Origin of the sequence: Pannonibacter phragmitetus DSM 14782 (assembly GCF_000382365.1) — a bacterium.
Taxonomy (GTDB): domain Bacteria; phylum Pseudomonadota; class Alphaproteobacteria; order Rhizobiales; family Stappiaceae; genus Pannonibacter; species Pannonibacter phragmitetus.
Genome location: NZ_KB908216.1, coordinates 181,791 through 207,184, shown reverse-complemented (window position 1 = coordinate 207,184; position 25,394 = coordinate 181,791). Strand labels below are relative to the sequence as shown.

Sequence of the window (25,394 nt, the reverse complement as noted above, 5' to 3'; positions counted from 1 at the left end):
TCACAAGACGGCGGTTGAGCCGTATGGCCCCTTGCGGTATCAATATGTCTAGTTGTCTATCATTATATAGACAGGACCCAAAGATGTCGAGGTGCCGATGAAGCCCGCCGTTTCCCCCAAGGAGGATGAGCCGCACAGCCAGCGCAAGGTCTGGCTGTCGCTGCTGGCCAAGGCCAGTCCGGCGCGTCTGGCCGTGCTGTTTCCGGATCTGCCGGACCACACGCTGCTGCGCCGCCCGGAGGTGGGGGCCGTGATGGTGCGCGGACGCACGGGCGGCACGGGTGCGCCCTTCAATCTGGGCGAGATGACCATTACCCGCTGCTCTGTTCAGCTTACCACCGGCGAAGTGGGCCATGCCTATGTGCAGGGGCGGGACAAGGCCCATGCCACCCGAGCGGCCTGCGTGGATGCGCTGATGCAGACAGAGGCCGCCGCTGACCTTCAGGCCCGCGTGCTGGATGTGCTGGCTGCAGAGGCTGCCAGCGCCCGGCAGGTACGTGCGGAGAAGGCTGCGGCCACCAAGGTCGATTTCTTCACCCTCGTGCGCGGAGAAGACTGATGACCGCCAACACTCAGACTGGCGCCCTGACCGGCGGCTTCGCCGATGCGCCCATCGAGGCCGCGCGTGCCTTCCGCTGCCTGCTGGAAGCGCTTGCCCGCCCCGGTACCATCCACGCGCTGGACGCGGCCCAGCCGCCGCTGCCCGTTTCTCCAGCCGCCGGAACCGTGCTCCTGACCCTTGCCGACACCACGACGCCGGTGTTTCTGGCAGGTGCTGCCGATTGCGAGGCCATGCGCGGCTGGATCACCTTCCATACCGGCGCCCCGGTTCTGACGGCGGCCAGCCTTGAGGCAGGGGCAGATGCCGCCAGCATCCGTTTTGCCCTCGGGCGCCTTGAGGACCTGAAGCCCCTTATGGAGCAGTTCTCCATTGGCGACCCGGATTATCCGGACCGCTCCGCGACGCTGGTGCTGGAAGTGGAAACGCTCGCAGCAGAAGGCTGCCGCCTGACGGGGCCGGGCATTGCGGATGAAACCCTGCTGAACCTGCCCGATCCGGAGCTGTTCCGGCAGAACCATGCACTCTTTCCGCTCGGTTTCGACTTTTTCCTGACCGCAGGCCGCCAGGTCTCCGGGCTGCCGCGCACAACCATCGTGGAGGCTTGCTGATGTATGTCGCCGTCAAGGGTGGCGAGCGCGCCATCGGCAATGCCCATGAATGGCTGGCGGAGGAGCGGCGCGGGGACACCACCGTCGCCGAACTCACCGTGCCGCAGATCCGCGAGCAGCTGAAGCTCGCCGTCAACCGGGTCATGGCGGAGGGCAGTCTTTACGATCCCGATCTTGCCGCCCTTGCCATCAAGCAGGCGCGGGGCGATCTGATCGAGGCCATCTTCCTCATCCGCGCCTACCGCACCACCCTGCCGCGCTTCGGTGCTTCGCTGCCGGTGGAGACGGTCGGCATGGCCGTGGACCGCCGGGTCTCGGCCACGTTCAAGGACCTGCCCGGTGGCCAGATCCTGGGGCCGACCTTCGACTACACCCACCGCCTGATCGACTTCAAACTGGCCGCCGAAGGGGATGTTGATCCGGCCCCGCAGGCCCCGGCGGAGGGCGGGCCGGTGCCGCATGTCACCGGCTTTCTTGGCCGTGACGGGCTCATTCAGGAGGAACCGCGCAGCGATGCCACCCCGCCGGACCTGACCCGCGAGCCGCTGGAGCTGCCCGCCAGCCGCCCCTTGCGCCTGCAGGCGATCACGCGCGGGGATGAGGGCTTCATCCTGTCGCTCGCCTATTCCACCCAGCGCGGCTACGGGCGCACCCATGCCTTCGTCGGCGAGTTGCGCATCGGCACGGTGGCGGTGGAGCTGGATGTTCCGGAGCTGGGCTTTGCCATCGAAATCGGCGAAATCGAGCTGACGGAATGCGAAACGGTCAACCAGTTCACCGGCTCGCGCACCGAGCCGCCGCAGTTCACCCGCGGCTACGGCCTCGTCTTCGGTCAGTCGGAGCGCAAGTCCATCGCCATGTCGCTGGTGGACCGGGCTCTGCGCTGGCAGGAACTGGGCGAGGACTACATCGGCGCCCCCGCGCAGGATGAGGAATTTGTCCTGTCCCACTGCGACAACATCCAGGCGACCGGCTTTCTGGAGCACATCAAGCTGCCGCATTACGTGGATTTCCAGGCGGAGCTGGAACTGGTGCGCCGCCTGCGGGCGGAAGCCGAAGCCGCCCGCAACGCAACCGCCGACAGGGAGGCCGCCGAATGACCGACGATGCCTACAACTTCGCCTATCTGGACGAGCAGACCAAGCGGATGATCCGCCGCGCCATCCTCAAGGGCATTGCCGTTCCCGGCTATCAGGTGCCCTTTGCCAGCCGCGAAATGCCGATGCCCTATGGCTGGGGCACAGGCGGCGTGCAGGTGACGGCGGCCTGCCTTGTGCCGGAGGACCGGCTGAAGGTGATCGATCAGGGGGCGGACGACACCACCAACGCGGTGAGTATCCGCCGCTTCTTCCAGCGCACCGCCAGCGTTGCCGTAACGGAACGGACCGATGAGGCGACCCTGATCCAGACGCGCCACCGCATTCCGGAAACGCCGCTGACCGAGGGCCAGATCCTCGTCTATCAGGTACCGATCCCCGAGCCCCTGCGCTTTCTGGAGCCGCGTGAAACTGAGACACGCAAGATGCATGAGCTGGAGGAATACGGCCTCATGCATGTGAAGCTCTATGAGGACATCGCCCGTCATGGGGAGATCGCCACGGCCTATGATTATCCGGTGAAGGTGGAAGGGCGCTATGTGATGGACCCTTCGCCGATCCCGAAATTCGACAATCCGAAGCTTTCGGGCAATCCGGCGATCCAGTTGTTCGGCGCGGGGCGCGAGCAGCGCATCTATGCCCTGCCTCCCTACACGCAAGTGGTCAGTCTCGACTTTGACGATCACCCCTTCGTTCCCGGCAAGGCGCCGCATGCTTGCGACCTCTGCGGGGCGGAAGACAGCTATCTGGATGAGGTGATCACCGATGACGCGGGCAGCCGGATGTTCGTCTGTTCCGACACCGATTATTGCGGCCAGCGGCAGGCCTGCGGCCACACCGGGCGGCTGAGCGCAAGCCCGGCTGCCGGGGCAGGGGAGATGGTGCGATGAGCCTTCACCAGACCATCACGGACACACCGCTTCTGAAGGTGTCCGGCCTCACCCGGCGCTATGGCGCCCGCATCGGCTGCGCCGATGTGTCCTTCGATCTTTACCCCGGCGAGGTGCTGGGCATTGTCGGGGAAAGCGGTTCGGGCAAATCCACCCTGCTGTCCTGCCTTGCCGGACACCAGCAGCCGGATGAAGGGGCTGTGCTCTATGACGGGCGCGACGTGCTGGCCATGGCGGAAACCGCTAAGCGCCGGCTGTCACGCACCGAATGGGCCTATGTGCACCAGAACCCGCGCGACGGCTTGCGCATGGGCGTTTCCGCTGGCGGCAATGTGGGCGAGCGGCTGATGGCTGTCGGCGCCCGGCATTACGGCGCAATCCGCGACAAGGCCACGGACTGGCTGGGACGGGTGGAAATCGCCGCCGACCGCATCGATGACCGCCCCTCCGCCTTTTCCGGCGGCATGCAGCAGCGCCTGCAGATCGCCCGCAATCTGGTCACCGGCCCGCGCCTTGTCTTCATGGACGAGCCGACCGGCGGGCTGGACGTGAGCGTGCAGGCCCGGCTTCTCGATCTTTTGCGCGGGCTGGTGCGCGACCTCGGCCTGTCGGTGATCATCGTCACCCATGACCTTGCCGTGGTGCGGCTTCTCGCCGACCGGCTGATGGTGATGAAATCCGGCCGCGTGGTGGAGCAGGGCCTCACCGATCAGGTGCTGGACGATCCGCAGCATGCCTATACCCAGCTTCTCGTTTCCTCCGTCCTGCAGGTGTAGGCCATGATCCAGATTGAAAACCTGTCGAAGTCCTTCACCCTGCACAATCAGGGCAGCGCCGTGATCCCGGTGATGGAAGGGGCGAGCCTCACCGTCGAGCCGGGCGAGTGCATCGGCCTCACCGGCCAGTCGGGTGCGGGCAAGTCAACGCTTATGCGGATGATCTACGGCAATTATCTGGCTGCCGGCGGGCAGATCCTCGTGGGCGGCACCGATGTGACGAAGGCCGAGCCGCGCCAGATCATTCGCCTGCGCCGCGAGACGCTGGGCTATGTCAGCCAGTTCCTGCGCGTGGTGCCGCGCGTGCCTGCGCTGGATGTGGTGGCCGAGCCGCTGCTGCAACTGGGCACGCCGATTGAAGAGGCCCGGGCGCGGGCTGCGGATCTGCTGCGGCGCCTCAATATTCCCGAAAGGCTCTGGCAGCTTTCCCCCACCACCTTCTCCGGCGGCGAGCAGCAGCGCGTCAACATCGCCCGTGGCTTTGCCCATGCCTATCCGGCCCTGCTGCTGGACGAGCCCACCGCAAGCCTTGATGCCGCCAACCGGGAAGTGGTGCTTTCGCTCATTGCCGAAGCCAAGGCGCGTGGTGCCGCTATTGTCGGCATTTTCCATGACGAGGAAGCCCGCGCCCGCATCTGCACCCGGCTGGTGGATGTGACCGGCTTCACGCCCAAAGCGGCGGCGTGATCCGGGTTCACCTTCCGCGCATTCTTTGAGGACGCAGGCCATCCTGCGTCCTGCCCCCGGCCCTTTGCTGCCAACAGGAACAGCGCACCCCGGATTGGCAGCAATTTGGCATAGGTTTTTCCTCTTGGCGCCTGCCGAAGACCGCCATGCCTCGTGTCCTGCCCTGCCTTGATTATGCTTTGGGCAACATCAAACGGGGGTTCCCATCATGACGTTCAAGGCTCTTCTGGCAGCCGGTGCTGCTGCCGCCGCACTTCTGACCGCGCCGCTGCAGGCCTCTGCCGCCGACAAACTGCTCAATGCCTCCTATGACATCTCCCGCGAGCTCTTCGTCGAGGTCAACGAAGCCTTCATTGCCGATTACAAGGCAAAGACTGGCAATGAGGTCACCATCGACCAGTCGCATGCCGGCTCCTCCAAGCAGGCCCGTGCCATTCTGGAAGGCATGGAAGCCGATGTGGTGACCTTCAACCAGACCACCGACATCAACGCGCTCGTGAAGGGCGGTGCCGTGTCGCCGGACTGGGTGGAAGACTTCCCGAACCGCGCCTCTCCCTTCTACTCCCTGCCGGCCTTCCTGGTGCGCGAGGGCAACCCGAAGAACATCAAGGACTGGAGCGATCTCGTCCGTGACGACGTGAAGGTGATCTTCCCGAACCCGAAGACCTCCGGCAACGCCCGCTACACCTATCTGGCGGCAACCGCTTATGCCCGTGAAGCCTTCAACGGTGACGAGGCCAAGGTGGACGAGTTCATCGGCAAGCTCTTCGCCAACGTGCCGGTGTTCGACACGGGCGGGCGCGGCTCCACCACCACCTTCGTCGAGCGCGGCACCGGCGACGTGCTGATCACCTTCGAGGCCGAGACCAAGGGCATTGCCAAGGAATTCGGCGAAGACAAGTTCGATCTCGTCACCCCGTCCGTCAGCATTCTGGCCGAATTCCCGGTCGCCATCGTTGACCGTGTGGTCGATGCCCGCGGCTCCCGCGATCTCGCCAAGGCTTACCTCGACTACCTCTATGCGCCGGAAGGCCAGCGCATCGTGGCGGCCCGTGGCAACCGGGTGCATGATGAAGCTGTGAAGGCCGAGTTCAAGGACAGCTTTCCCGAAGTGCGCCTTGTCACCGTGGAAGACGTCTTCGGCGGCTGGGACAAGGCGCAGGAAGAACACTTTGCCTCCGGCGCCAAGCTTGACAAGCTGTTCGGAAACCGCTGATTTCCCTGCGCAATCACAGCATCTGAGACCGGCGGGCCCGTGCCTGCCGGTTTCGGCTTGAAAGGGGCCGCGCCCCGTAACCTGAGGACCGTCACCTGAGGACCGCCACACCAGGAGAAGCCGGATGAGGCACCGCCGCGTCCTGCCGGGACTGCCGTTATCGCTCGGCGTCACGCTGTTCTATGTCAGCCTGATCGTGCTGCTGCCGCTGGGCGCGCTGGTCTACAAGGCCGCCAGCCTCGGCCCAACGGCCTATTGGCAGATCGTCTCCTCCGAACGGGCGGTGGCGAGCTATATGGTCACGGCCGGTTCCGCGCTGGCGGCAACGCTGTTCAATCTGGTCTTCGGCCTCATTCTGGCCTGGGTGCTGGTGCGCTATGAGTTTCCCGGCAAGCGGCTGATCGATGCCATGGTGGACCTGCCCTTTGCCCTGCCGACAGCGGTGGCCGGCATTGCGCTGACCACGCTCTTCGTGGAAACCGGCTGGATCGGCCAGTTTCTGGCTCCCTTCGGCATCAAGGTCGCCTACACGCCGCTTGGCATCATGGTGGCAATGGCCTTCACCAGCCTGCCCTTCATCGTGCGCACGGTGCAGCCGGTGCTGGAGGATCTCGACCCGGCCCTGGAGGAAGCGGCCCAGTCGCTCGGCGGCTCGGATGCGCGGATTTTCCGCAATGTGATCCTGCCGCTGCTGACCCCGGCGCTGCTGGCAGGCACCTCGCTCGCCTTTGCCCGCAGTCTTGGCGAATTCGGGGCCATCATCTTCATTGCCGGCAACCAGCCGTTCCAGACCGAAATCACGGCGCTTCTCGCCTTCATCCGGCTGGAGGAATACGAGTATCAGGCTGCCGCCGCCATCGCCTCGGTCATGCTGATCACCGCCTTTGTCATGCTGGCCATCACCAACCTGCTGCAGGCCCGTGCCCTGCGCTACATGTCGAGGGGCTGAGCCATGGCGCATGCCCATACTTCCCGCAAGCCGCCCCGCGTCGGCGACAGCCCGGCGATCCGCCGCACGCTGATCGGCATCGTGCTGAGCGTTGGCGCCATCGTGCTGCTGGCGCCGCTGCTCGTCATCTTCGCGCAGGCCCTCAGCAAGGGCTTCGGCTTCTTCGCGGCCACCATCGCCCAGCCGGACACGCTGCATGCCATCGGCCTGACGGTGCTGACCGCGCTCATCGCCGTGCCCATCAACACGGCCTTCGGCATTGCCGCCGCTTGGGCCGTCACCAAATTCGACTTTCCCGGCAAGCGGCTGCTGATCGTCGTGATCGAGATCCCCTTCTCCATCTCGCCGATCGTGGCAGGCGTCGCCTATATGTTCGTCTATGGCCTTCAGGGCCTGTTCGGGCCGATGCTGCAATCGGCGGATATCAAGATCCTCTTTGCCCTGCCGGGCATTGTGCTCGCCTCCATGTTCGTCACCGCGCCTTTCGTCGCGCGCGAACTGATCCCGCTGATGCAGGCGCAGGGGCGTGATCTCGAAGAGGCGGCCACCTCGCTGGGCGCTTCGGGCTGGCGTACCTTCCTGACGGTGACGCTGCCGAACATCCGCTGGGCGATGCTCTATGGCGTGGTGCTGTGCAACGCCCGCGTCATGGGCGAGTTCGGTGCGGTTTCCGTGGTATCGGGCAATATCCGCGGCCAGACCAACACGCTGCCGCTGCATGTGGAACTGCTCTACCACGACTACAACACGGCTGGCGCCTTTGCGGCGGCCGCCATTCTCACGGTGCTGGCGCTGGTCACGATCATCGCCAAGCTGCTTCTGGAACGCGTTGGTGCAGGCCGTGCCTCCCGCCCGGCGCTTGCCGGCGCTCCGCTTTCCGGTGATCAGGCCAAGGGTGAAAAGCCATGAAAATCGTCCTCGACACTGTGGTGAAGACCTTCAACACCTTCCGTGCCGTGCGCGGCGTTTCGCTGGAAATCGAAAGCGGCGAGCTTGTCGCCCTGCTCGGTCCTTCAGGCTCCGGCAAGACGACGATCCTGCGCATGGTGGCGGGCCTTGAATATGCCGATGAGGGCCGCATCCTCTTCGGCACGGAAGACGCAACCAATATCCCCGTGCGCGACCGGGGTGTGGGCTTCGTGTTCCAGCACTACGCCCTCTTCCCGCATATGACCGTCGCGGAAAACATCGCCTTCGGCATGAAGGTGTCCAAAACCCGCCGCAGCCGCCAGGAAATCGCGGACCGGGTGGCGGAACTTCTGTCGCTGGTGCGCCTTGCCGGGCTTGGTGGCCGCTTCCCTTCGCAGATTTCAGGCGGCCAGCGCCAGCGTGTCGCCCTTGCCCGTGCGCTCGCCGTTGACCCGAAGGTGCTGCTGCTGGACGAGCCTTTCGGCGCGCTCGATGCCAATGTGCGCCGCGACCTGCGCCGCTGGCTGCGCGAGATCCACGACGAGCTGGGCATCACCACGCTGTTCGTCACGCACGATCAGGAAGAGGCGCTGGATCTGGCCGACCGGGTGGTCATCCTCAATGAAGGCCGCATCGAGCAGCAGGGCACCCCGCGCGATGTCTGCCGCACCCCGGCCTCGCCCTTCGTCACCCGCTTCCTCGGCGATGCCAACCGCTTCACCGGCGAGGCCCGCGAAGGCATGCTGCTGGTGGATGGCCAGCCGGTGGGCACCAGCGGAGAGGCGAGCGGGCCGGTGGAAATCTACGTCCGTCCTGCGGATCTTGGCTGGCAGAGGGAAGCGGACGGCGGCATCCCCGCCACCGTGCAGCGCGTCATCGACCATCCGGGCGGCCGCCGCCTGATCGTCCGCGCCACCGGCAACGGTGCACCGGAAGAGGCTCTGGAGCTGGAAGTGCCGTCGACGGCTGACGTTAGCGCCGGTGAAACCGGACGCCTCACCATCCGCAAGGCCGACATCTTCCCGCTGGCCGGGCTCTGAGCTTCAGACCCGGCGGGCCTCAGATTGCCAAGCCTTCACCGTGCGGTCAGAACCTCGCCGCAGGTCTTCGGCAGGGCGGCAAGGACCAGCGGGCGCTTCTTCTGCACCGGGGGCAGCTTGCCGGTTTCCGGGTCGATCTTCGGCACCCAGGGCCCGTCTGCCAGCCAGGACGCCAGTTCCGTGCCGCAGCCGTCGCCCTCCGGCGGCTCGTCCTGATCGGCACAGCCCACGCTGCCCGCCGGGCAGGACATGCGCACGTGGAAATGATAGTCGTGGCCCCACCAGGGCCGCACCTTGCGCAGCCAGGCCCGGTCACCGGTTTCGAACTGACAGAGCGCCTTCTTGATCGCCGGATTGACGAAGATGCGGGCAACGCGCTGGTCCTTCGCCGCAAGGCGGATCAGCGCGGCATGAGTATCGGTCCAGCGCTTCGGGTCCACGCTGCGGTCTGCGCCTGCCACATCCTGCGGCTGCTTGACCATGGAAATGGCGGAGATGTTTTCCCGCTCGTCCCGGCTCAGCACCCGGTCCGGCATCGGCGTCAGCCAGATATCCGCATCCAGCCCGATCTGGTGGCTGGAGTGGCCGGAGGTCATCGGCCCGCCGCGCGGCTGGGAAAGATCGCCCACCAGCAGCCCGCGCCAGCCCACCTTCGGTGCCTTCGCCGCGAAGTCCTCCAGAAAGCTGATCAGCGCCGGATGGCCCCAGTTGCGGTTGCGCGACAGGCGCATGACCTGCCAGGAGGGGCCATTGATGGGCAGGGCCGAAGCTCCTGCCAGGCAGCCCTTGGCGTAAGAGCCGATGGCGCGGGAGGCGAGCGCTGCTGGCTCTTTCATGGCACCGAAATAGTCCTTGGCCGGGGCCTCCGGGTCGACATGGCGCGGCAGCTTCGGCGCCGCTGCCTCGCGTGCGGCAGGCTTGGATGCTGGAGTGGCGGAGGCCTGAACCGGCGCAGCATCAAACAGGCCGGACAGCCCTAAAGCGGCGAGGGCAAAGGCAAGGCGCCGGGCCGCGACCGGCCGGGGAACACAGGAAAGATAAGCCATGAGCACTGAAATCCGTGGCGAGGGCCATGATGACCCGTGCCCGGTGAGTCTCAACAGAGTCGGGCGCTGAGGGCAAGCCTGCCGCGATCACGGATCATGTCAGCCGGCGCTTCCGGGCCTGTCCTTCATGCCCCCTTTCAGGCCGCTTCCCGCTCCTTTCCGGCAGACGTGCCGGCCTCCTCAGCCTCTTCGCAGCTGGCCGCGATCAATGCCGCCAGTTCATCCAGCATCAGCGTCTGGTCCCGGATGATCCGGTCGGCCGCGCCGTTGAGCAGGATGAGATTGCCGGGCCGGCCATTGTCCATCTCCTCGGCCTCCGGCGGCAGCTCGCCGTCAAAGCGGTAATAGGCGGGGCCGTCCAGATCGGCGAAAACCTGTTCCGCCAGACCGGCGGCGGCGGCCGCATGCCCGTCCTGCAGCACCGAGAGGAGCGGTGCGCCATTCGACGGCAGCATCCAGCCGAGCGCGCCCCAGCGGCATGCAGGCCCGAATTCGAAGGCTCGTCCACTTGCATGGCCGGTGCCCAGCGAGATCATCACGATATCTTCCGTTGCCCAGCCCATGCGGCGGGCCTGCGCATAGGCGGCCATGGACGGATTGCCGAGAATTGCGCTGCCGCTGATCATCGCCTCGTTGCAGCCACGGGTCAGATTGTCGATGCGGGCAGGCTCAAAGAAGGATGGTTCGGCCATCGAGGCGCGCACCGCTTCCCAGAAATAGTAGTCATCCGGCCGCGCCCCATCGGCCCCCGGCGCGCTGGACATCATCACCAGATTGCGCCGTTCGATGTCATAGGCCGGCAGCATCACATGGGTGAGGGCGCTGGCCATGGAGGTCCAGCCGAAACGGTCCTTCAGCATCCGCTCCAGCGGGCGGGCATCATAGCGCTCGTCGAAGAGGCCAAGCGGGTTGGTGACAAAGCGGCCAAGGCGCTTGCTGAAGCTGTAGGTGAACAGCTCGCGCGCCTCGACCTCGAAGAAGTGGCGCAGGTCCGACAGGGTGCCCGCCGCCTCCCCGCCAGCACCGCCGTTGCGCGGCGCGGCAAGGGCCGCAGCAACAAGGCCGCTGGCAGAGGTGCCGCAGATCAGGCTGAAAATCTGGTGAAGGGGCCGGGTCACGCCTGCGCGGCGCAGACGCCCGTCCAGCGCCTCCAGAATACGTAAGGGGATGATGCCTCTGATGCCGCCGCCGTCCATGGACAGGATGAAATGCTTCGCCTTTCTGCTCACCGCAGGCCTCCTTGGTCTTCTTCCCGGCCAACAGGTCTCTCTCCCCCGAGTGAAGATCACTGCCGGGCGCTGTCCCGTACCCGGAGGTGAGTGTTGACGAGGATTGCGACGAAGGGAAGGCGGAAGACTGCGTGTTTTCCCTGGCCGATTGCGCAAGGTCAAGGTCCTGTCATGGGCGGATGCTACCAAACCTGCGGAGGTGCGCCATGGATGAGCATGATATGACCGCCGTAAAATCCGCCGTTGATGCAAAGCCTGCAACTGCCCGCAAGAGCCCGGCCCGGACACGCAAGCCTGCAGCGTCAAAGAAGAAGACGCCTGCAGATCCTGATCTCGCGGCGCTGCAGGCAGATGTGAACCAGCTTGCCGCCTCCGTCGCCGCAGATGGAGCTGTGCTGGCAGCCCGCTGGGAGGGATGGGTGGAAACACCGGAATTTGCCCCGAGCGCGGCGAACCTCTCGCATTATCTCGCCCTGCGGCACAGGGATCTGCGGCCCTTGCAAAGACGGCTGATGGCGGCGGGCCTGTCCTCCCTCGGACGGGCGGAGAGCCGCGTGATGCCCACGCTCCATGCGGTGGAGCGCCTGCTGGGCGCGGCCACGGGGCAAGGTCTGGCGGCATCTGGCTCGTCTGCGGCACAGGATGACCGTTTCTTCGCCGGTGAGGAGCGCATCCGGCAAAGGGCCGATGCCCTGCTGGGCGCCTTGCAGGAAACGCGCCCCACACGGCTGCTCGTCACGGTTCCGGGTGAAGCTGCGGGCGACCCTGCCTTCTTTGCTGAGCTGGCTAATCTTGGTGTGGAGGCGGTGCGCATCAACTGCGCCCATGACGGGGAAAGTGCCTGGGCCTCGATGATCGCCCATGTGGAGGCCGCCGCCCATGCCACCGGCCGCCGGATGAAGGTGATGATGGATCTGCCGGGCCCGAAAATCCGCACCGGGGCCCTGAAGAAAGGCAAGAACGGCAGCCGGGTGTTCCCGGAAAGTGAACTGGCTGTGGTGCGTCCGGGCCACCTTGACGCGGCGCCGCGCAAGCTGCCGGCGATCGAATGCGAGCTGGGTCAGGCCCTGGAAGCGGCCGAGCCGGGGCACCGCGTCTTCATCGATGATGGCAAGCTGGCCGCCACCGTTCTGTCGGCACAGGACTGGGGGCTGGTGCTGGGCATCGATACCGGTCCTGAAACCGATGGTTACAAGCTGAAGCCCGAGAAGGGCATCAACTTCCCCGACAGCGACGTTCTGGTGCCGGCCCTGACCGCTGATGACCGGGCGCTGCTGCCCTTCGTTGCCCGCCATGCGGACGGGGTGGAGTTCTCCTTCGTGCAGACCCCGGAAGACGTGGAAGAGCTGCAGGCAGCACTTGCCCGGGAACGCCCGGAAGACTGGCGCAGCATCGGCCTTGTTCTGAAGATCGAGACCCGGCGCGCCGTGCGCAACCTGCCGGACATGCTGGTGCGCGCAGCCGGGCGCCAGCCCACCGCCGTGATGATTGCCCGTGGCGACCTTGCGGTGGAAATCGGCTTTGCCCGGCTGGCAGAGATGCAGGAGGAAATCCTCTGGCTCTGCGAAGCCGCGCATGTGCCGGTGATCTGGGCGACGCAAGTGATGGAGAGCCTGATGAAGACCGGGATCGCCTCACGCGGGGAAATGACCGACGCCGCCATGGCGGCACGCGCCGAATGCGTCATGCTCAACAAGGGGCCGCATCTCTTCCGGGGCATTGCCGTGCTGGAAGGGCTACTGACGCGCATGGGCGGGCACATGCACAAGAAGGCCCACCTGCTGCGCAGCCTGCAGAGCTGGTAGGCTTCACCTTGGGTTATGAGCCTGGAGACGCCAGCACCTTGTAGAAGAAGGTGCAGCCCTCCGGCTCACCGCTCTGCGGGTGATTGGCATAGGCGGGAATGCGGCCGAGGATCTGGTAGCCGAGCTTGAGATAGAGCTGTTCGGCTGAATCGCCTTCGCGGGTGTCGAGGGTGATGAGGCTGCGGCCCCGCTCGTGCGCCAGCCGCTCCACCTCACGCATCAGGGCTTCTGCGATGCCACGGCGGCGGAAGTTCGGATGAACCAGCAGCTTGCGCACATCGGCCCGGTGCGGCTGGTTGGGCGGGGTGTCGCAGGCTAGCTGCACCGTTCCGGCAATGCGGCCCTCCACAACGGCCAGCAGCAGATCACTGTCGCCGCTGGCGACGGACGGGGCGACCTTCTGTTCAAAGAAACGGCGGGCGTCCTCCCGCGTGAAGGGTTCCACAAAGCTGACGCTGGCCCCGCCGCTGACGCAGCCGAAAAGCACGTCTGCAAGGCCATCAAGGCAGGCGTCATCCAGCTGCGCCGGGCTACGGCGCAGGTCAAGGCTCATATCGGACAAGGGAACTCTCCGGACTTGCGGGTGGTCTCAAACCATGAAAATCAGGTAGCAGGCGCCGGTTTCGGCCGGCGTTTCGAAGCTGTTGCCGCCATAGAGCTGGAACCGCAGGCAGTCCCCCGGCGCCAGCGCATGCGCTTCGCCGTCGAGTGTGACTGTCAGCTTGCCATCCAGCATCACCAGATGGTGCTCAAGGCCGGGACGGGGCGGGGCTTCATAGGTGATGGAGGTACCGGGCGGCAGAACGGACTCCAGCACCTCACCCGACAGCGCGCTGGTGGGGGGAGAGATGACACGGCGGCGGTGGCCGGTTTCCGGATCGGTCCAGACGGGCTGTGCATCCCGCCGCACCACGGCGGGAAAGGCATCCTCCGCCATCTGCATCAGCCGCGACAGAGTCAGCCCATGTGCGGTGCAGAGCTTGGCCAATACGGCCGTGGTCGGGCTGACTTCGGCATTTTCCAGCCGCGACAGGGTGGCGCGGCTGACGCCGCTTAGAGCTGCAAGCTGATCAAGCGAAAGCCCCTTCTCCTGACGCAGCTGGCGCAGGCGCAGGGCGATCTGCTGATCAAGTTCAGCCTGGTCTGATTTTTTCTTTTCCATATTTGGGATTAAATCCCGAATATGGAAATTCGTCAAGCAGGGATGAGGGCCGGCTTGAAAAAACTCAGCAGGCCGCTTCCAGAACGCGCTCTGCCGCGCCGCTCAGGGGCACGGCCAGCGGCGTCTGCTCAACACCGGTCGGGGACAGGCGGTAAAGATGGCCCTGTTCCACCGGACGCCAGCGCGCGCAGGCGCCCTCCAGCGGCTCGGAGGCAAAGGCGCGGCCACCGTGGTCGAGGCATTCGGAGATGTAGAGCGTAGGGGCTGCCGCATCATCGGCATAGCGGAAGGCGAAAAGCTCCGTGCCCTCGGTGAAGACACAGGTGAGCCGGATGGGCTTTTCGCCGGTGGTGCGGCGGGCGGCTATATCCAGCACCTGCGAGAGCGTCAGATCCAGCGCGGCACGCGGGTTCTCCTCCAGGCCATTGGTCAGGAGCAGCAGGAAGAAGAGTTCGGAATCCGTCGTGCCCCGGCGCAGCGCATAGAAATCCTCATTGATGAGCATTTCCATCTCGCGGCGGATGCGGGCGAAATCGCCGATGTTGCCATTATGCATGAAGGCCCAGCGGCCATGAGAGAACGGATGGCAGTTGTCCCGTGACGTCGCTCCCGTGGTCGCTGCGCGCACATGCGCCAGAAACAGCCGGGAGGTCACCAGCCGGCAGATGCTCTGCAGATTGGTATCGGCCCAGGCCGGCAGCACGTCCTTGAACAGGCCGGGCTCTGCTGCATGGCCATACCAGGCAATGCCGAAGCCGTCGCCATTGACCCTGAGTTTCGCTTCCTGCGCATCCAGGCTCTGCACGAGCAGGGAATGCCGGGGCTTGGCAATGATGTTTTCGAGCGGGATCTCGGTTCCGAGATAGGCAGCCAGACGGCACATGGTTCGGGGCGACCTGCAAACTGTTGCGACAGGATGGGAATGGGCGGCAGCCGGCGAAGCAACCTTCCAATCCCTGCAAGATTAAGGACACTGAGCCGGGATTGGATACGGATTTTCCGTCAGGATTCGTCATATCCTGGGGAATCGTCCCACTCACACGTTAACACTTCGATATTTTTCGCCTCCGGCGCCTGAGCGGGATTGCGCGTTCCATGCGAAGCCGGTCAGGTGTATTGCGCAATGCCCCGGCCGAAGGACCAGCAGTCGCGCGTCACCTCGACGAGCGACACCATCACGTCGTCATGCATGACGCCTGCCTTGCGGCCGAGCTTGTCGCAGATGGCCTTGTAGAGGTTCTTCTTCATTTCCACGCTGCGGGTGTTGCTGACGGTGATCTGGATCAGAAGGAAGGCATCACTGCGCTCCATCTCGGGGAACGTGCCGAAAAAGAAGTCCTCCCGCGCCTTCTCGTTGAAGATCATGTACTGATCGTCATGGGGAATATCGAAACGCGTCATCAGCGCCTCATGGATGCACTCCATGATGAGCTGCTTTTCCTCGGCGCTGCGGCCGGGAAGCGAGAAGATCTGTGTGACCGGCATGATCGTTTCCTCCGTTTCAATCCCCCAGCCCATCAGTCAGGCCCGCAATCCAGCTTCCAGAAAGATTGGTTAATGGTGCGTTAATCTTTTCCCCCGACACTCTGCTTCAGATTCGCCGCCCGCAGCCCAGGATGGAGCCCGGCATGCAGCTTTCGATCCAGACGACGACCACCTCTGCCAGCCTGTTTTCCATGTCCCAGAACTCGACCGGGTCAAAGGGCGGGAGCCTGCTGGATGCAACGCCTGCCGGTTCCTCTGCGAAGCCTGCAGCCAAGGATAGCGCAAGTAGTTCTGTTCTGGAAGCCGCAACCAAGCAGGCTCAGGAAGCGGAAGCCGTCATCAAAACGCTGCGTGAGGCTGTCCAGAAGGGCAAGGAAGACGGCAAGGATAACGAAAAATCTCCTTTGGCCTCTTCCGAGGATTACACGAAGGCTGCAAATAAAATCCGCTCGGCACTCGGCGAAGACAGCGGAACAGGCGGCTCATCCCTGAGCTCAATGGCCTACGAAAGCGCCACGATCACCGAGACCCTGATCGAAGGCGAGATCGGCGGCCAGAAGATTTCTGCCTCCTTCGTATCCTATGACCGCGTTTCCTATGACAGCGCGACCGGCCTCTCCGCCCGTTCCGCCAGCGCAGGCAGCATCAATGTCAGCGGCAACGGCGTCTCCTCCAGCTACCAGAGCGCGTCGGTTTCCTCGCTCTATGCGGGCACGCGTGAACAGATCGGCACGCTTCTCTCCAGCGCCGCCTGAGGCCTTCCTGCCCGCCCTGCATCCGTAATGCTGCGGACCGGGCCGCTGCATCGAAGCCTTGAGCCTGCCGTCCTGCTCGGGTACACCCGGACAAAAGAGGCTTCGGCAGCCGGTTTCAGGGTGACTTCAGGTGGATAATCTCAAGGCGGAACTTCTGCGCGGTCTGTGGTACGTGGCCTGTCCGGGCGCGGAGATCAAACCCGGCGCGATGACCGGCAAGAAGCTGATGGGGGACATGGTGCTGCTGGGCCGGGACAAGGCCGGCAAGGTGTTCGCCCTGCGCGACATCTGCCCGCACCGCGGCATACCGCTGCGCCATGGCAAGTTCGACGGCGAGACCGTGCAATGCTGCTATCACGGCTGGCGCTTTGATACGGATGGCGTCTGTGTTGATATTCCCTCCACCCACGAAGACCAGACCATCGACTTTTCCAAGATCACCTGTGGTGCCTATCCCGTCGTGGAGCAGCAGGGGCTGATCTGGGTCTATTTCGCCGCCAATGGCGAAAGCCCGGCGGAAGGCCGCCGGCCGCAGCCGCCGATGCTGCCGGATTTTGCGGTGGAGCAGGGCCCGGCCCTGCACATCATGCAGCACTTCGTCTGTTCGGTGGACCATGCGGCCCTTGGCCTGATGGACCCGACCCACGCCGCCTTCGTCCATACCTCCTGGTGGTTCAAGAAGAACGCCTCGAAGCTCCGGCCCAAGCGCAAGCTCTTCGAGCCGTCGGAACTGGGCTGGGCCATGGTGCGCCACAAGCTGCCGCCGCAGAACATTGCCTACAAGCTGCTGGGCGATGATGTGACGACGGAAATCCGCTACATGCTGCCGGGCCTGCGCATCGAGCATATCAAGGGCTCGAAGCATTCCGTTGTCGGCCTGACCACCATCACCCCGGTGAGCGAGGATGAGACGGAAGTGCGGCAGATGTTCTGGGCCAGCATGGGCTGGATCGGGCCGTTCAAGCCGCTGATCCGCCATCTGATGAATGTCTTCCTCGGTCAGGACCGCCGCGTCGTCATCCAGCAGCGCGAGGGGCTGGAGTACAATCCCAAGCTCATGCTGATCAATGATGCGGATACGCAAGGGCGCTGGTGGATGCAGCTGAAGCGCGAGTGGTCCGCGTCACAGGCCGAGGGGCGTGCATTCGTCAATCCGGTGCGTGGCCGTGAACTTCGCTGGATGAGCTGAAGCTTCCTCCAGAGCCTGATGTTCCAAGATCCCGGCCTTCTCCTGCAGGCCGGGATTTTTGTTAACGCCTGAAGGCCATCAGAACGGCGCGGAGCCGGGTTGATACTTAGCCGAAAAATAAACCAGAAAGAATTTCGTTATTTATTTCAGTGCGTTAATTTAGATGGTCGTCAAAATGTATCCGGCTAAATCTATTCGCATGATCTTCATGCTTCCTACAAGAAACTGTCACACAGGAGCACTAGGTTACGCCGAGCAAAAAGGGGTGGCCAATGCTGGAAGTCAGGGAAGTTACGCGTCTGTTCGGTCAGAAGGCAGCCGTGAACCGGATCAGTTTTGAGGTCTCCGGTCCCGCCTTCGTCGGCATCATCGGCCGGTCCGGGGCGGGCAAGTCGACGTTCCTGCGCATGATGAACCGCCTGACGGATGCCAGTGCCGGCGAAATCCTGGTTGAGGGCCGCAACATCCTGGCGCTGAAGGGGGCGGCCTCGCGGGCCTGGCAGTCCCAGTGCGCCATGATCTTCCAGCAGTTCAACCTGGTGCCGCGCATGGATGTGGCCTCCAATGTGCTGCACGGCATCCTGAACCGCCGCTCCACGATCGAGACGCTGTTCAGCCTCTGGTCCCGCGCCGATATTCTCAAGGCGCTCGAAATTCTGGACCGGCTTGGCATCGCCGAGCAGGCGCCGAAGCGGGCGGAGGCTCTCTCCGGCGGCCAGCAGCAGCGCGTCGCCATTGCCCGCGCCCTGATGCAGGATCCGAAGATCATTCTGGCTGACGAGCCGATTGCAAGCCTTGATCCGATGAATGCGCAGATCGTCATGGACACGCTGAAGAAGATCAACGTGGAAGACGGCCGCATGGTGATTGCCAACCTGCACACGCTCGACACCGCGCGGCGCTACTGCGACCGGGTGATCGGCATGCGCGATGGCGAAGTGGTGTTTGACGGCACGGCGGACGAGCTGACGACCAGCGTTGCCCGCGAGATTTACGGAGCCGATGACAGCTTCAACGAAGCTGCCACCTCCACAAGCATTCCGGCGGACGCAAGGGCTGAAGATCCCGCGTGGTCCCAGCCTGCCTACGCCGCCGCGATGGTGTCCTGACGGTCCCGGCCTGAATCCGGACCCAAGCCGGTTCAGGCCCCTATTCTGTGAAAATGGAGTTCTCATGAAGAAGCTGCTTCTGGCGACTGCCCTCTCGCTTGCCTGCACCACCGTTGCCGGTGCGCAGGAAAAGATCACCCAGTTCAACATCGGCATCCTCGGCGGTGAAAACGCCCAGGACCGCATGACCTCGAACGAGTGCTTCCGCGTCAAGGTGGAAGAAGCCCTCGGCGTGCCGGTCAAGCTCTTCACCCCGGCCGACTACGACGGCGTGATCCAGGGCATGCTCGGCGGTTCGATCGACTTCGCCGGCCTCGGCGCTTCGGCCTATGCCAAGATCTACCTGACCAACGCTGAAGCCGTTGAGCCGGTTCTGACCAAGCAGAACCTTGATGGCTCCACCGGTTATTACGCCATCGGTTTTGCCCGCAAGGACAGCGGCATCACCTCGATGGAAGACGCCAAGGGCAAGCGCTTTGCCTTTGCTGATCCGAACTCCACCTCGGGTTATCTGGTTCCCGGCGCGGAGCTGCAGGACACCTATGGCAAGCTGGACCAGTACTTCAGCGAAGTGAAGTTCTCCGGCGGCCATGAGCAGTCCATCGTTGGCGTCGCCAACGGCGACTTTGACGCCGCTGTAAGCTGGTCTGACGGCCTTGGCGAATGGGAAGACGGCTACAACTCGGGTGCCTTCCGCAAGGCAGCTGACGCCGGCATCGTGGACATGAACGATCTCGTCGAGATCTGGAAGTCCAAGCTGATCCCGGAAGGCCCCTTCGTGATCCGCAAGGCTCTGCCGGACGACGTGAAGGCCAAGGTCACCGCCATCGCCGACACCATGTGGCAGGATGATCCCAAGTGCGCCTATGCCCTGTCGCATGGCGATGCCAAGGATCTGGTCCCGGTGACCCATGATGCCTACCTCGGCATCATCGCAGCCCGCAAGCTGCAGGAAGCCAAGTAAGCCTTCCGCATATCCATGCCGGGCTCCAGTGATGGAGCCCGGCACTCGCATTTTTCAGGGCACCATTTCAGGGCACCATGACCAATCTCGCGTACGGAGCTGATGGCGGCAGCCGCAAGGGCGTTGCCTCGCATCATGAAGCCTATCTGGAGATGACGCGGCGCAAGCGCCTTTATGGCGGCGTGCTGCTGCTGTTCTTCATCATGCTGTTCTCCTCCGGCTGGATCATGGCCGACGGGCGCAATGCCGGCGGCTTCTGGAATGGCCTGTCGCAGGTTTTCGACTTTCCCTCCGAAGTGCTCTCTGAAGCCTGGGCCAAGCGGGCGGTCCTGCCCGGCCTGATGGCCGATCATTTTGCCTCGCTGATCGAAACGGTGAACATCGCCGCCACGGCAACACTCATGGGCGCGCTGGCCGCCATGCTGCTGGCGCTGCTGGCCACCCGCAGCCTTGCCCGCTGGCCCCGCCTTGTGCCGCTGTTCCGCCGGATGATGGACGCCCTGCGCGCCATTCCGGAGATCGTCGTGGCGCTGATGCTTGTCTTCATTCTCGGCGGCGGTCCGGTGCCGGCCGTCATCGCCATTGCCCTTCACACGGCGGGCGCGCTTGGCAAGCTCTTCTCGGAAGTGGCGGAGAACGCCGATCTGAAGCCGGTCGAAGGCCTCGCCTCTGTGGGCGCCTCCTGGATGCAGAAGATGTGGCTCGGCGTCATTCCGCAGGTGTCGCCGAACTGGCTTTCCTATGCGCTGATGCGCTTCGAGATCAACGTGCGCGCTTCCGCCATTCTGGGCTTCGTCGGCTCCGGCGGCATCGGCTATGACCTGAAGATCGCCATGCAATGGGGCCAGGGCCGCTACGACGAGGTGGTGGCCATCTTCCTGATGCTCTTCATCACAATCGTGCTGATCGACCGGCTGTCGGACCATGCCCGTCACAGGCTGGTGAAAGGACACTGACATGGCCACCATGGACATGCCGCAGACGGCGGATCTCAACAGCACCATCCTCACCCGCTTCCGCAACCGCCGTATCGCAGCCTTCGCGGTGCCGGGGCTGATCCTGGCCTATCTCGCCTATGCGGCCTTTGCCTTCGATCTGGCGGGCCTTGCGCAGCGGGCAAGACTGGACAATGCGGCCATCCTTCTGGCGGACTTCTGGTCCTACAAGGTGCATGTGACGCGCGACAACCGCAACGGCGGGCTGACTGTCGCTGTCGAAGGTGAAAACAAGGGTACCTATCCGGAGGGCATGCTGCCGGACTGGGTGACCAGCGACGGCACCACCACCGTGGTCGATCTGGGGGATGGCCACGTCGTCACCTATGACGCAACTGGTGCGCGTTATGATGTGCCGGGTTATGGGCTGATCGATATCAAGCCGGAAGGTAACAGCCTGAAGCTGACAGCCCCGCAGCCACTGCCGGATTGGATCAACGCTTCGGATTCCCGCGTGTCCGTGACGACCAAGGCTGGCCGCTTTACCTACACCCGCTCCAAGGTGGATACCTTCCGTTACTTCCCTGGCTGGGAGCTGTTCTTCTTCACCCTCGACAGCCCCTTCTACGGCAAGGGCCCGCTGGAGCTGATGAACCTTGCGCTCTGGGGCGAGCGGCTCAATCCGGAGCTGGCCAATGCGCCGGCCATGCTGCATGACTTCTGGACCAACCGGATGTGGCGGCATGGGGATGTTATGTGGGCCATGTTTGAAACCATGCTGATGGCTTTCCTCGGCACGGCCGGTGCTGCGCTGATTGCCTTCCCGCTCAGCTTCCTTGCGGCCCGTAACTTCAACCCGCTGGGGCCGTTCCGCTTTGCCGCCCGCCGCGTGTTCGACTTCATCCGCGGTGTGGATGGCCTGATCTGGACCATCATCCTGTCACGCGCCTTCGGCCCCGGCCCGATGACCGGTGCCCTCGCCATCATGATCACGGACACGGGCAGCTTCGGCAAGCTCTTCTCCGAAGCGCTGGAAAACATCGACGAGAAGCAGGTGGAGGGTGTGCGCTCCACCGGCGCCAATGCGGTGCAGCGCGCCCGCTTCGGCGTCATCCCGCAGGTGATGCCGGTGCTGCTCAGCCAGGCGCTCTACTTCCTTGAATCCAACACCCGCAGTGCCACGGTCATCGGTGCCATCGTGGGTGGCGGCATCGGCCTGCTGCTGACGCAGGCCATCCAGACCCAGCGCGACTGGGAAGAGGTGGCCTATTACATGACGCTGATCGTGCTGATGGTCATGGCCATGGACAGCCTGTCCGGCTGGCTGCGCAAGAAGCTGATCAAGGGCGAGTGAGCTGGGGCGAATAATATAAAATCCCGGTGAGGTAGCCTCACCGGGGGCCGTATCAGACCGCAGAGCCAGCCGGCGGTGCGGCTTGGTCTGACAGCACCTTGACCACGAAGATCAGGTCCATCCACTGGCCGAACTTGAAGCCGATCTGCGGCAGGCGGCCTGTTTCGGTGAAGCCGAAACGGCTATGCAGGGCGAGGGAGGCGGCATTGTCCGCATCCACTGCGCCCACCAGCGCATGCAGCCCGGCGGCCTTGGCCCGTTCGATCAGCTCTGCCAGAAGCGCCTTGCCGGTGCCTTTGCCCTGCGCCGCCTTGCTGACATAGATCGAGTGCTCCATGGTCAGGTTATAGCCCTCCTTGGCCCGGAAGGGGCCGTAGCTGGCGTAGCCCATAAACCCGCCATTCTCATCAACGGCGACGATTACCGGCAGGCCCGCGGACTGCCGTCCCTCCAGCCATTTGCGCCTGTCTTCCAGAGTGTCGAGGCGGTCGGTCCAGATGGCCCGAAGCTCCCGCACGGCGGTGTTGTGCAGGTCGAGAAGGGCGGGTAGATCTTCGTGAGTGGCGGGGCGCAGCTGCATGGCTCGGGTTCCGGATTGCATTAGATTTTCGTCTTCTATACCCTCTCAACGCAAAAGAAATTATCCCTTCCATAAGAAAATTCAATCGATGGACTTCGATCAACTCCACACCTTCGACCGTGTGGTCCGCGATGGCAGCTTCACCCGCGCCGCTGCCCGGCTCAATGTCACGCAGGCGACCGTTTCCATGCGCATCAAGGCGCTGGAAGATGCGGTGGGCGGGTCATTGTTCCTGCGCGGGCGCAATGTGCGCCTGACGGATGTGGGCATCAGCTTCCTGCCCTATTGCCGGCGCATGCTGGGTGTGATGCAGGAGGCGCGCGAGGCGCTCAAGCGCGCCGAGCGCGGACGTGTCGCCATCGGTACGCTCAGCACCATGATCATGCCGCTGGTCAGCCGCGCGCTGCTGCGGTTTCAGCGCCGTCATGCCGGGGTGGATGTGATCGTGCGCGATGGCCGCCACACACATGTGGCCACCATGCTGCATGAGCGCGAGGTGGATCTGGCCGTCATGTGCTGGCCCAACATCGATCCGCTGCTGACCCATGTGGAGCCGCTGTTCGTGCTGCGCGAGGATCTGCCGCTGGTGGCGGCGCCTGCCGTCGCGGAGCGGATCGGCGAGGCACCGGACATGCAGGAGGCTTTGCGCCTTGCGCCGCGCTTCTTCAATCTGCGCTGGTGGCAGATCGCACCGGCACGGATGACGTCGCTGACGCTTGCGGCCCCCTCCTGTGTGGAGCTTCCAACCGAGCCGGGCCGCTATCTGGTGGAGGCGGGCGAGGGGATCGGCTTCTTTGTCCGCTCATCCGTCGAGGCATCGCTGGCGGCGGGGCGTCTCGTCGAAATCCGCCCCGCCGACTTCGAGCCTTTGACCCGTGACATTGCGCTGGTGGTGCAGTCGCGCAAATCACTTGAGCAGGAAATGCTGCTCGACTTTGCCCTCGAAATTGCGGACGAAGCAGCCCGGTTCGGCACCATCCTGCGCCGTGATTTGCCGCCCCGGCCCGGGATTTGAGTCAAGTCTTCGCATCAGGGTTAAAAAATACGCCGGAAACCCATGCTTCAACCACTGCAATCCCCTTTGCGGAAGCCAAACGGAGTGGTAAACGGGCAAGCATGACGAGCCAGCCCATTTCCAATATTCGCAACTTCTCCATCGTGGCCCACATCGACCACGGCAAGTCCACGCTTGCGGACCGTCTCATCCAGATGACGGGCACGCTGACGGACCGGGAGATGACCGATCAGGTTCTTGACTCGATGGACATCGAGCGGGAACGCGGCATCACGATCAAGGCGCAGACCGTGCGCCTCGTCTATAATGCCAAGGACGGGCAGCAATATATCCTGAACCTGATCGACACGCCGGGCCACGTCGACTTCGCCTATGAAGTCTCGCGCTCGCTGGCGGCCTGTGAGGGCTCGCTGCTGGTGGTCGATGCCAGCCAGGGCGTGGAAGCCCAGACGCTGGCCAACGTCTATCAGGCCATCGACAACAACCACGAGATCGTCACCGTCCTCAACAAGATCGACCTGCCCGCCGCCGAGCCGGACCGGGTGAAGGAGCAGATCGAGGAAGTGATCGGCATCGATGCCACCGATGCGGTGATGATCTCCGCCAAGACCGGCCTTGGCATCGAAGATGTGCTGGAAGCCATCGTCACCCGTCTGCCGGCGCCGAAGGGCGACAGGGACGGGCCGCTGAAGGCCATGCTGGTGGACAGCTGGTACGATCCCTATCTGGGCGTGATGGTGCTGGTGCGCATCATCGACGGCACGCTGAAGCGCGGCCAGCGCATCCGCATGATGGGCACGAATGCGTCCTATGAAGTGGACCGCGTCGGCGTGATGACGCCGAAGTTCCTGCAGGTGGACCAGATCGGCCCCGGCGAGATCGGCGTTCTGACCGGTTCCATCAAGGAAGTCGCCGATACCCGCGTGGGTGACACGATCACCGACGAGCGCAAGCCCTGCGCCGAGGCGCTGCCGGGCTTCAAGCCGGCGCAGCCGGTGGTTTTCTGCGGTCTCTTCCCGGTGGATGCGGGGGACTTTGAGGATCTGCGCGCTGCCGTCGGCAAGCTGCGCCTCAACGACGCCAGCTTCTCCTTCGAGATGGAAACCTCTGCGGCGCTGGGCTTCGGCTTCCGCTGCGGCTTCCTCGGTCTCCTGCATCTGGAAATCATCCAGGAGCGCCTCTCGCGCGAGTTCGACCTCGACCTCATCGCCACCGCGCCCTCGGTGGTCTACCAGATGACGCTGACAGATGGCTCGGAAGTGGAACTGCACAACCCGGCGGACATGCCGGATGTGGTGAAGATCAGCGAAATCCGCGAGCCGTGGATCCGCGCCAACATCATGACGCCGGACGAATATCTCGGTGCCATCCTGAAGCTGTGCCAGGAGCGGCGCGGCGTGCAGGTGGATCTGGCCTATGTCGGCTCGCGTGCCATGGTCACCTATGACCTGCCGCTGAACGAAGTCGTCTTCGACTTCTACGACCGCCTCAAGTCCATCTCCAAGGGCTATGCGTCCTTCGACTATTCCTTGTCGGACTACCGCGAGGGTGACCTCGTCAAGATGTCGATCCTCGTCAACGAGGAGCCGGTCGACGCCTTGTCGATGCTGATCCATCGCTCTCAATCCGAGCGCCGTGGCCGTGCCATGTGCGAGAAGCTGAAGGATCTGATTCCCCGGCACATGTTCAAGATCCCGATCCAGGCCGCCATCGGCGCCCGGGTGATCGCCCGTGAAACCCTCGCTGCCTTGCGCAAGGACGTGACCGCCAAGTGCTACGGCGGTGACGCCACCCGCAAGCGCAAGCTTCTGGAAAAGCAGAAGGAAGGCAAGAAGCGGATGCGCCAGTTCGGCAAGGTCGAGATCCCGCAGGAAGCCTTTATCAAGGCCCTGAAGATGGACGAGTAAAACAAAATACCCGGCGAGCCTGCCCCGCCGGGTATTGTTTCAGTCCGCAAGGATCTGCCAAGGCATGGCGCCAGCGCCATGCCTTTTTCATTGTACCAAGGCTTTCGATGCTGACGCATCACGCC

General features: G+C 64.0%; 26 protein-coding genes. 19 read left to right on the top strand and 7 right to left on the bottom strand.

Features of this window, described 5'->3' with window-relative positions; all coding sequences use genetic code 11:
- Positions 1–97 precede the first annotated feature (97 nt).
- The 10 genes from phnG (at position 98) to H163_RS0105860 (ending at position 8,734) form a co-directional block, all read left to right on the top strand.
- Positions 98–559 carry a phosphonate C-P lyase system protein PhnG gene (phnG, locus tag H163_RS0105905; protein ID WP_019963635.1) on the top strand — a complete coding sequence of 154 codons (462 nt, stop codon included), beginning with the start codon at positions 98–100 and terminating at the stop codon, positions 557–559.
- Positions 559–1,170 (top strand): phosphonate C-P lyase system protein PhnH, encoded by a 612-nt coding sequence (phnH, locus tag H163_RS0105900; RefSeq protein ID WP_019963634.1) that lies wholly within the window; start codon positions 559–561, stop codon positions 1,168–1,170. Before phnG ends, phnH begins: the two co-directional genes overlap by 1 nt.
- The gene (locus H163_RS0105895; protein WP_019963633.1) at positions 1,170–2,270 is read left to right on the top strand and encodes a carbon-phosphorus lyase complex subunit; all 1,101 of its coding nucleotides are present in this window, start codon (positions 1,170–1,172) and stop codon (positions 2,268–2,270) included. Before phnH ends, H163_RS0105895 begins: the two co-directional genes overlap by 1 nt.
- Positions 2,267–3,157, top strand: coding sequence for an alpha-D-ribose 1-methylphosphonate 5-phosphate C-P-lyase PhnJ (locus H163_RS0105890; protein WP_019963632.1), 891 nt, complete (start codon positions 2,267–2,269; stop codon positions 3,155–3,157). The genes H163_RS0105895 and H163_RS0105890 overlap by 4 nt, the downstream gene beginning before the upstream one ends.
- Before the next feature lie 14 nt (positions 3,158–3,171).
- Positions 3,172–3,933: a phosphonate C-P lyase system protein PhnK gene (phnK, locus tag H163_RS0105885; protein ID WP_208975340.1), complete on the top strand. Its 762-nt coding sequence runs from the start codon at positions 3,172–3,174 to the stop codon at positions 3,931–3,933.
- Between the two features lie 3 nt (positions 3,934–3,936).
- Positions 3,937–4,620, top strand: coding sequence for a phosphonate C-P lyase system protein PhnL (gene phnL, locus H163_RS0105880; protein ID WP_019963630.1), 684 nt, complete (start codon positions 3,937–3,939; stop codon positions 4,618–4,620).
- Between the two features lie 208 nt (positions 4,621–4,828).
- On the top strand, positions 4,829–5,836 hold the full coding sequence (locus H163_RS0105875; protein WP_019963629.1) for a sulfate ABC transporter substrate-binding protein: 1,008 nt from the start codon (positions 4,829–4,831) through the stop codon (positions 5,834–5,836).
- A gap of 124 nt (positions 5,837–5,960) precedes the next feature.
- Complete coding sequence (gene cysT, locus H163_RS0105870; protein ID WP_019963628.1) at positions 5,961–6,785, top strand: sulfate ABC transporter permease subunit CysT; 825 nt, start codon at positions 5,961–5,963, stop codon at positions 6,783–6,785.
- Between the two features lie 3 nt (positions 6,786–6,788).
- On the top strand, positions 6,789–7,694 hold the full coding sequence (gene cysW, locus H163_RS0105865; RefSeq protein WP_019963627.1) for a sulfate ABC transporter permease subunit CysW: 906 nt from the start codon (positions 6,789–6,791) through the stop codon (positions 7,692–7,694).
- Positions 7,691–8,734 carry a sulfate/molybdate ABC transporter ATP-binding protein gene (locus tag H163_RS0105860; protein ID WP_019963626.1) on the top strand — a complete coding sequence of 348 codons (1,044 nt, stop codon included), beginning with the start codon at positions 7,691–7,693 and terminating at the stop codon, positions 8,732–8,734. Before cysW ends, H163_RS0105860 begins: the two co-directional genes overlap by 4 nt.
- 35 nt (positions 8,735–8,769) lie before the next feature.
- Here H163_RS0105860 and mepA read toward each other — a convergent pair whose 3' ends face one another.
- Both mepA and H163_RS0105850 read right to left on the bottom strand, forming a co-directional pair.
- Entirely contained in the window at positions 8,770–9,780 is a 1,011-nt protein-coding gene (gene mepA, locus H163_RS0105855; RefSeq protein ID WP_019963625.1) for a penicillin-insensitive murein endopeptidase, read from the bottom strand.
- Between the two features lie 137 nt (positions 9,781–9,917).
- Complete coding sequence (locus tag H163_RS0105850; RefSeq protein WP_019963624.1) at positions 9,918–11,009, bottom strand: patatin-like phospholipase family protein; 1,092 nt, start codon at positions 11,007–11,009, stop codon at positions 9,918–9,920.
- Positions 11,010–11,215: 206 nt separating this feature from the next.
- Here H163_RS0105850 and H163_RS0105845 point away from each other — a divergent pair, with 206 nt between their 5' ends.
- Positions 11,216–12,814, top strand: coding sequence for a pyruvate kinase (locus tag H163_RS0105845; protein WP_019963623.1), 1,599 nt, complete (start codon positions 11,216–11,218; stop codon positions 12,812–12,814).
- A 13-nt stretch (positions 12,815–12,827) separates the two neighbouring features.
- Here H163_RS0105845 and H163_RS22280 read toward each other — a convergent pair whose 3' ends face one another.
- The 4 genes from H163_RS22280 to H163_RS0105825 form a co-directional block, all read right to left on the bottom strand.
- On the bottom strand, positions 12,828–13,367 hold the full coding sequence (locus tag H163_RS22280; RefSeq protein WP_019963622.1) for a GNAT family N-acetyltransferase: 540 nt from the start codon (positions 13,365–13,367) through the stop codon (positions 12,828–12,830).
- A 36-nt stretch (positions 13,368–13,403) separates the two neighbouring features.
- On the bottom strand, positions 13,404–13,976 hold the full coding sequence (locus tag H163_RS0105835; protein WP_019963621.1) for a helix-turn-helix domain-containing protein: 573 nt from the start codon (positions 13,974–13,976) through the stop codon (positions 13,404–13,406).
- A 64-nt stretch (positions 13,977–14,040) separates the two neighbouring features.
- Positions 14,041–14,859 carry a class II glutamine amidotransferase gene (locus H163_RS0105830; protein WP_019963620.1) on the bottom strand — a complete coding sequence of 273 codons (819 nt, stop codon included), beginning with the start codon at positions 14,857–14,859 and terminating at the stop codon, positions 14,041–14,043.
- 224 nt (positions 14,860–15,083) lie between these two features.
- Positions 15,084–15,461, bottom strand: a complete 378-nt coding sequence (locus H163_RS0105825) for a tautomerase family protein (RefSeq protein ID WP_026355501.1) — start codon at positions 15,459–15,461, stop codon at positions 15,084–15,086.
- Between the two features lie 143 nt (positions 15,462–15,604).
- On the opposite strand from H163_RS0105825, the gene H163_RS0105820 reads away from it, so the two are divergent.
- The 6 genes from H163_RS0105820 (at position 15,605) to phnE (H163_RS0105795) (ending at position 21,767) form a co-directional block, all read left to right on the top strand.
- A complete protein-coding gene (locus tag H163_RS0105820) occupies positions 15,605–16,216 on the top strand; it encodes a hypothetical protein (protein ID WP_040678179.1) in 612 nt (203 codons plus the stop codon).
- 130 nt (positions 16,217–16,346) lie between these two features.
- Positions 16,347–17,405 carry an aromatic ring-hydroxylating oxygenase subunit alpha gene (locus tag H163_RS0105815; RefSeq protein WP_019963617.1) on the top strand — a complete coding sequence of 353 codons (1,059 nt, stop codon included), beginning with the start codon at positions 16,347–16,349 and terminating at the stop codon, positions 17,403–17,405.
- Between the two features lie 272 nt (positions 17,406–17,677).
- Positions 17,678–18,514: a phosphonate ABC transporter ATP-binding protein gene (gene phnC, locus H163_RS0105810; protein WP_019963616.1), complete on the top strand. Its 837-nt coding sequence runs from the start codon at positions 17,678–17,680 to the stop codon at positions 18,512–18,514.
- A gap of 64 nt (positions 18,515–18,578) precedes the next feature.
- Positions 18,579–19,478, top strand: coding sequence for a phosphonate ABC transporter substrate-binding protein (gene phnD / locus H163_RS0105805; protein ID WP_019963615.1), 900 nt, complete (start codon positions 18,579–18,581; stop codon positions 19,476–19,478).
- Between the two features lie 77 nt (positions 19,479–19,555).
- Positions 19,556–20,434 carry a phosphonate ABC transporter, permease protein PhnE gene (gene phnE, locus H163_RS0105800; RefSeq protein ID WP_019963614.1) on the top strand — a complete coding sequence of 293 codons (879 nt, stop codon included), beginning with the start codon at positions 19,556–19,558 and terminating at the stop codon, positions 20,432–20,434.
- 1 nt (position 20,435) lies between these two features.
- Positions 20,436–21,767 carry a phosphonate ABC transporter, permease protein PhnE gene (gene phnE / locus H163_RS0105795; protein WP_019963613.1) on the top strand — a complete coding sequence of 444 codons (1,332 nt, stop codon included), beginning with the start codon at positions 20,436–20,438 and terminating at the stop codon, positions 21,765–21,767.
- A gap of 52 nt (positions 21,768–21,819) precedes the next feature.
- Here phnE (H163_RS0105795) and H163_RS0105790 read toward each other — a convergent pair whose 3' ends face one another.
- Positions 21,820–22,347, bottom strand: a complete 528-nt coding sequence (locus tag H163_RS0105790; RefSeq protein WP_019963612.1) for a GNAT family N-acetyltransferase — start codon at positions 22,345–22,347, stop codon at positions 21,820–21,822.
- A gap of 88 nt (positions 22,348–22,435) precedes the next feature.
- Between H163_RS0105790 and H163_RS0105785 the strand changes: the two genes are divergently transcribed.
- Together H163_RS0105785 and lepA are read left to right on the top strand one after the other, a co-directional pair.
- Positions 22,436–23,362 carry a LysR family transcriptional regulator gene (locus tag H163_RS0105785; RefSeq protein ID WP_019963611.1) on the top strand — a complete coding sequence of 309 codons (927 nt, stop codon included), beginning with the start codon at positions 22,436–22,438 and terminating at the stop codon, positions 23,360–23,362.
- 101 nt (positions 23,363–23,463) lie between these two features.
- Complete coding sequence (lepA, locus tag H163_RS0105780; protein ID WP_019963610.1) at positions 23,464–25,269, top strand: translation elongation factor 4; 1,806 nt, start codon at positions 23,464–23,466, stop codon at positions 25,267–25,269.
- The last annotated feature ends 125 nt before the right edge of the window (positions 25,270–25,394 follow it).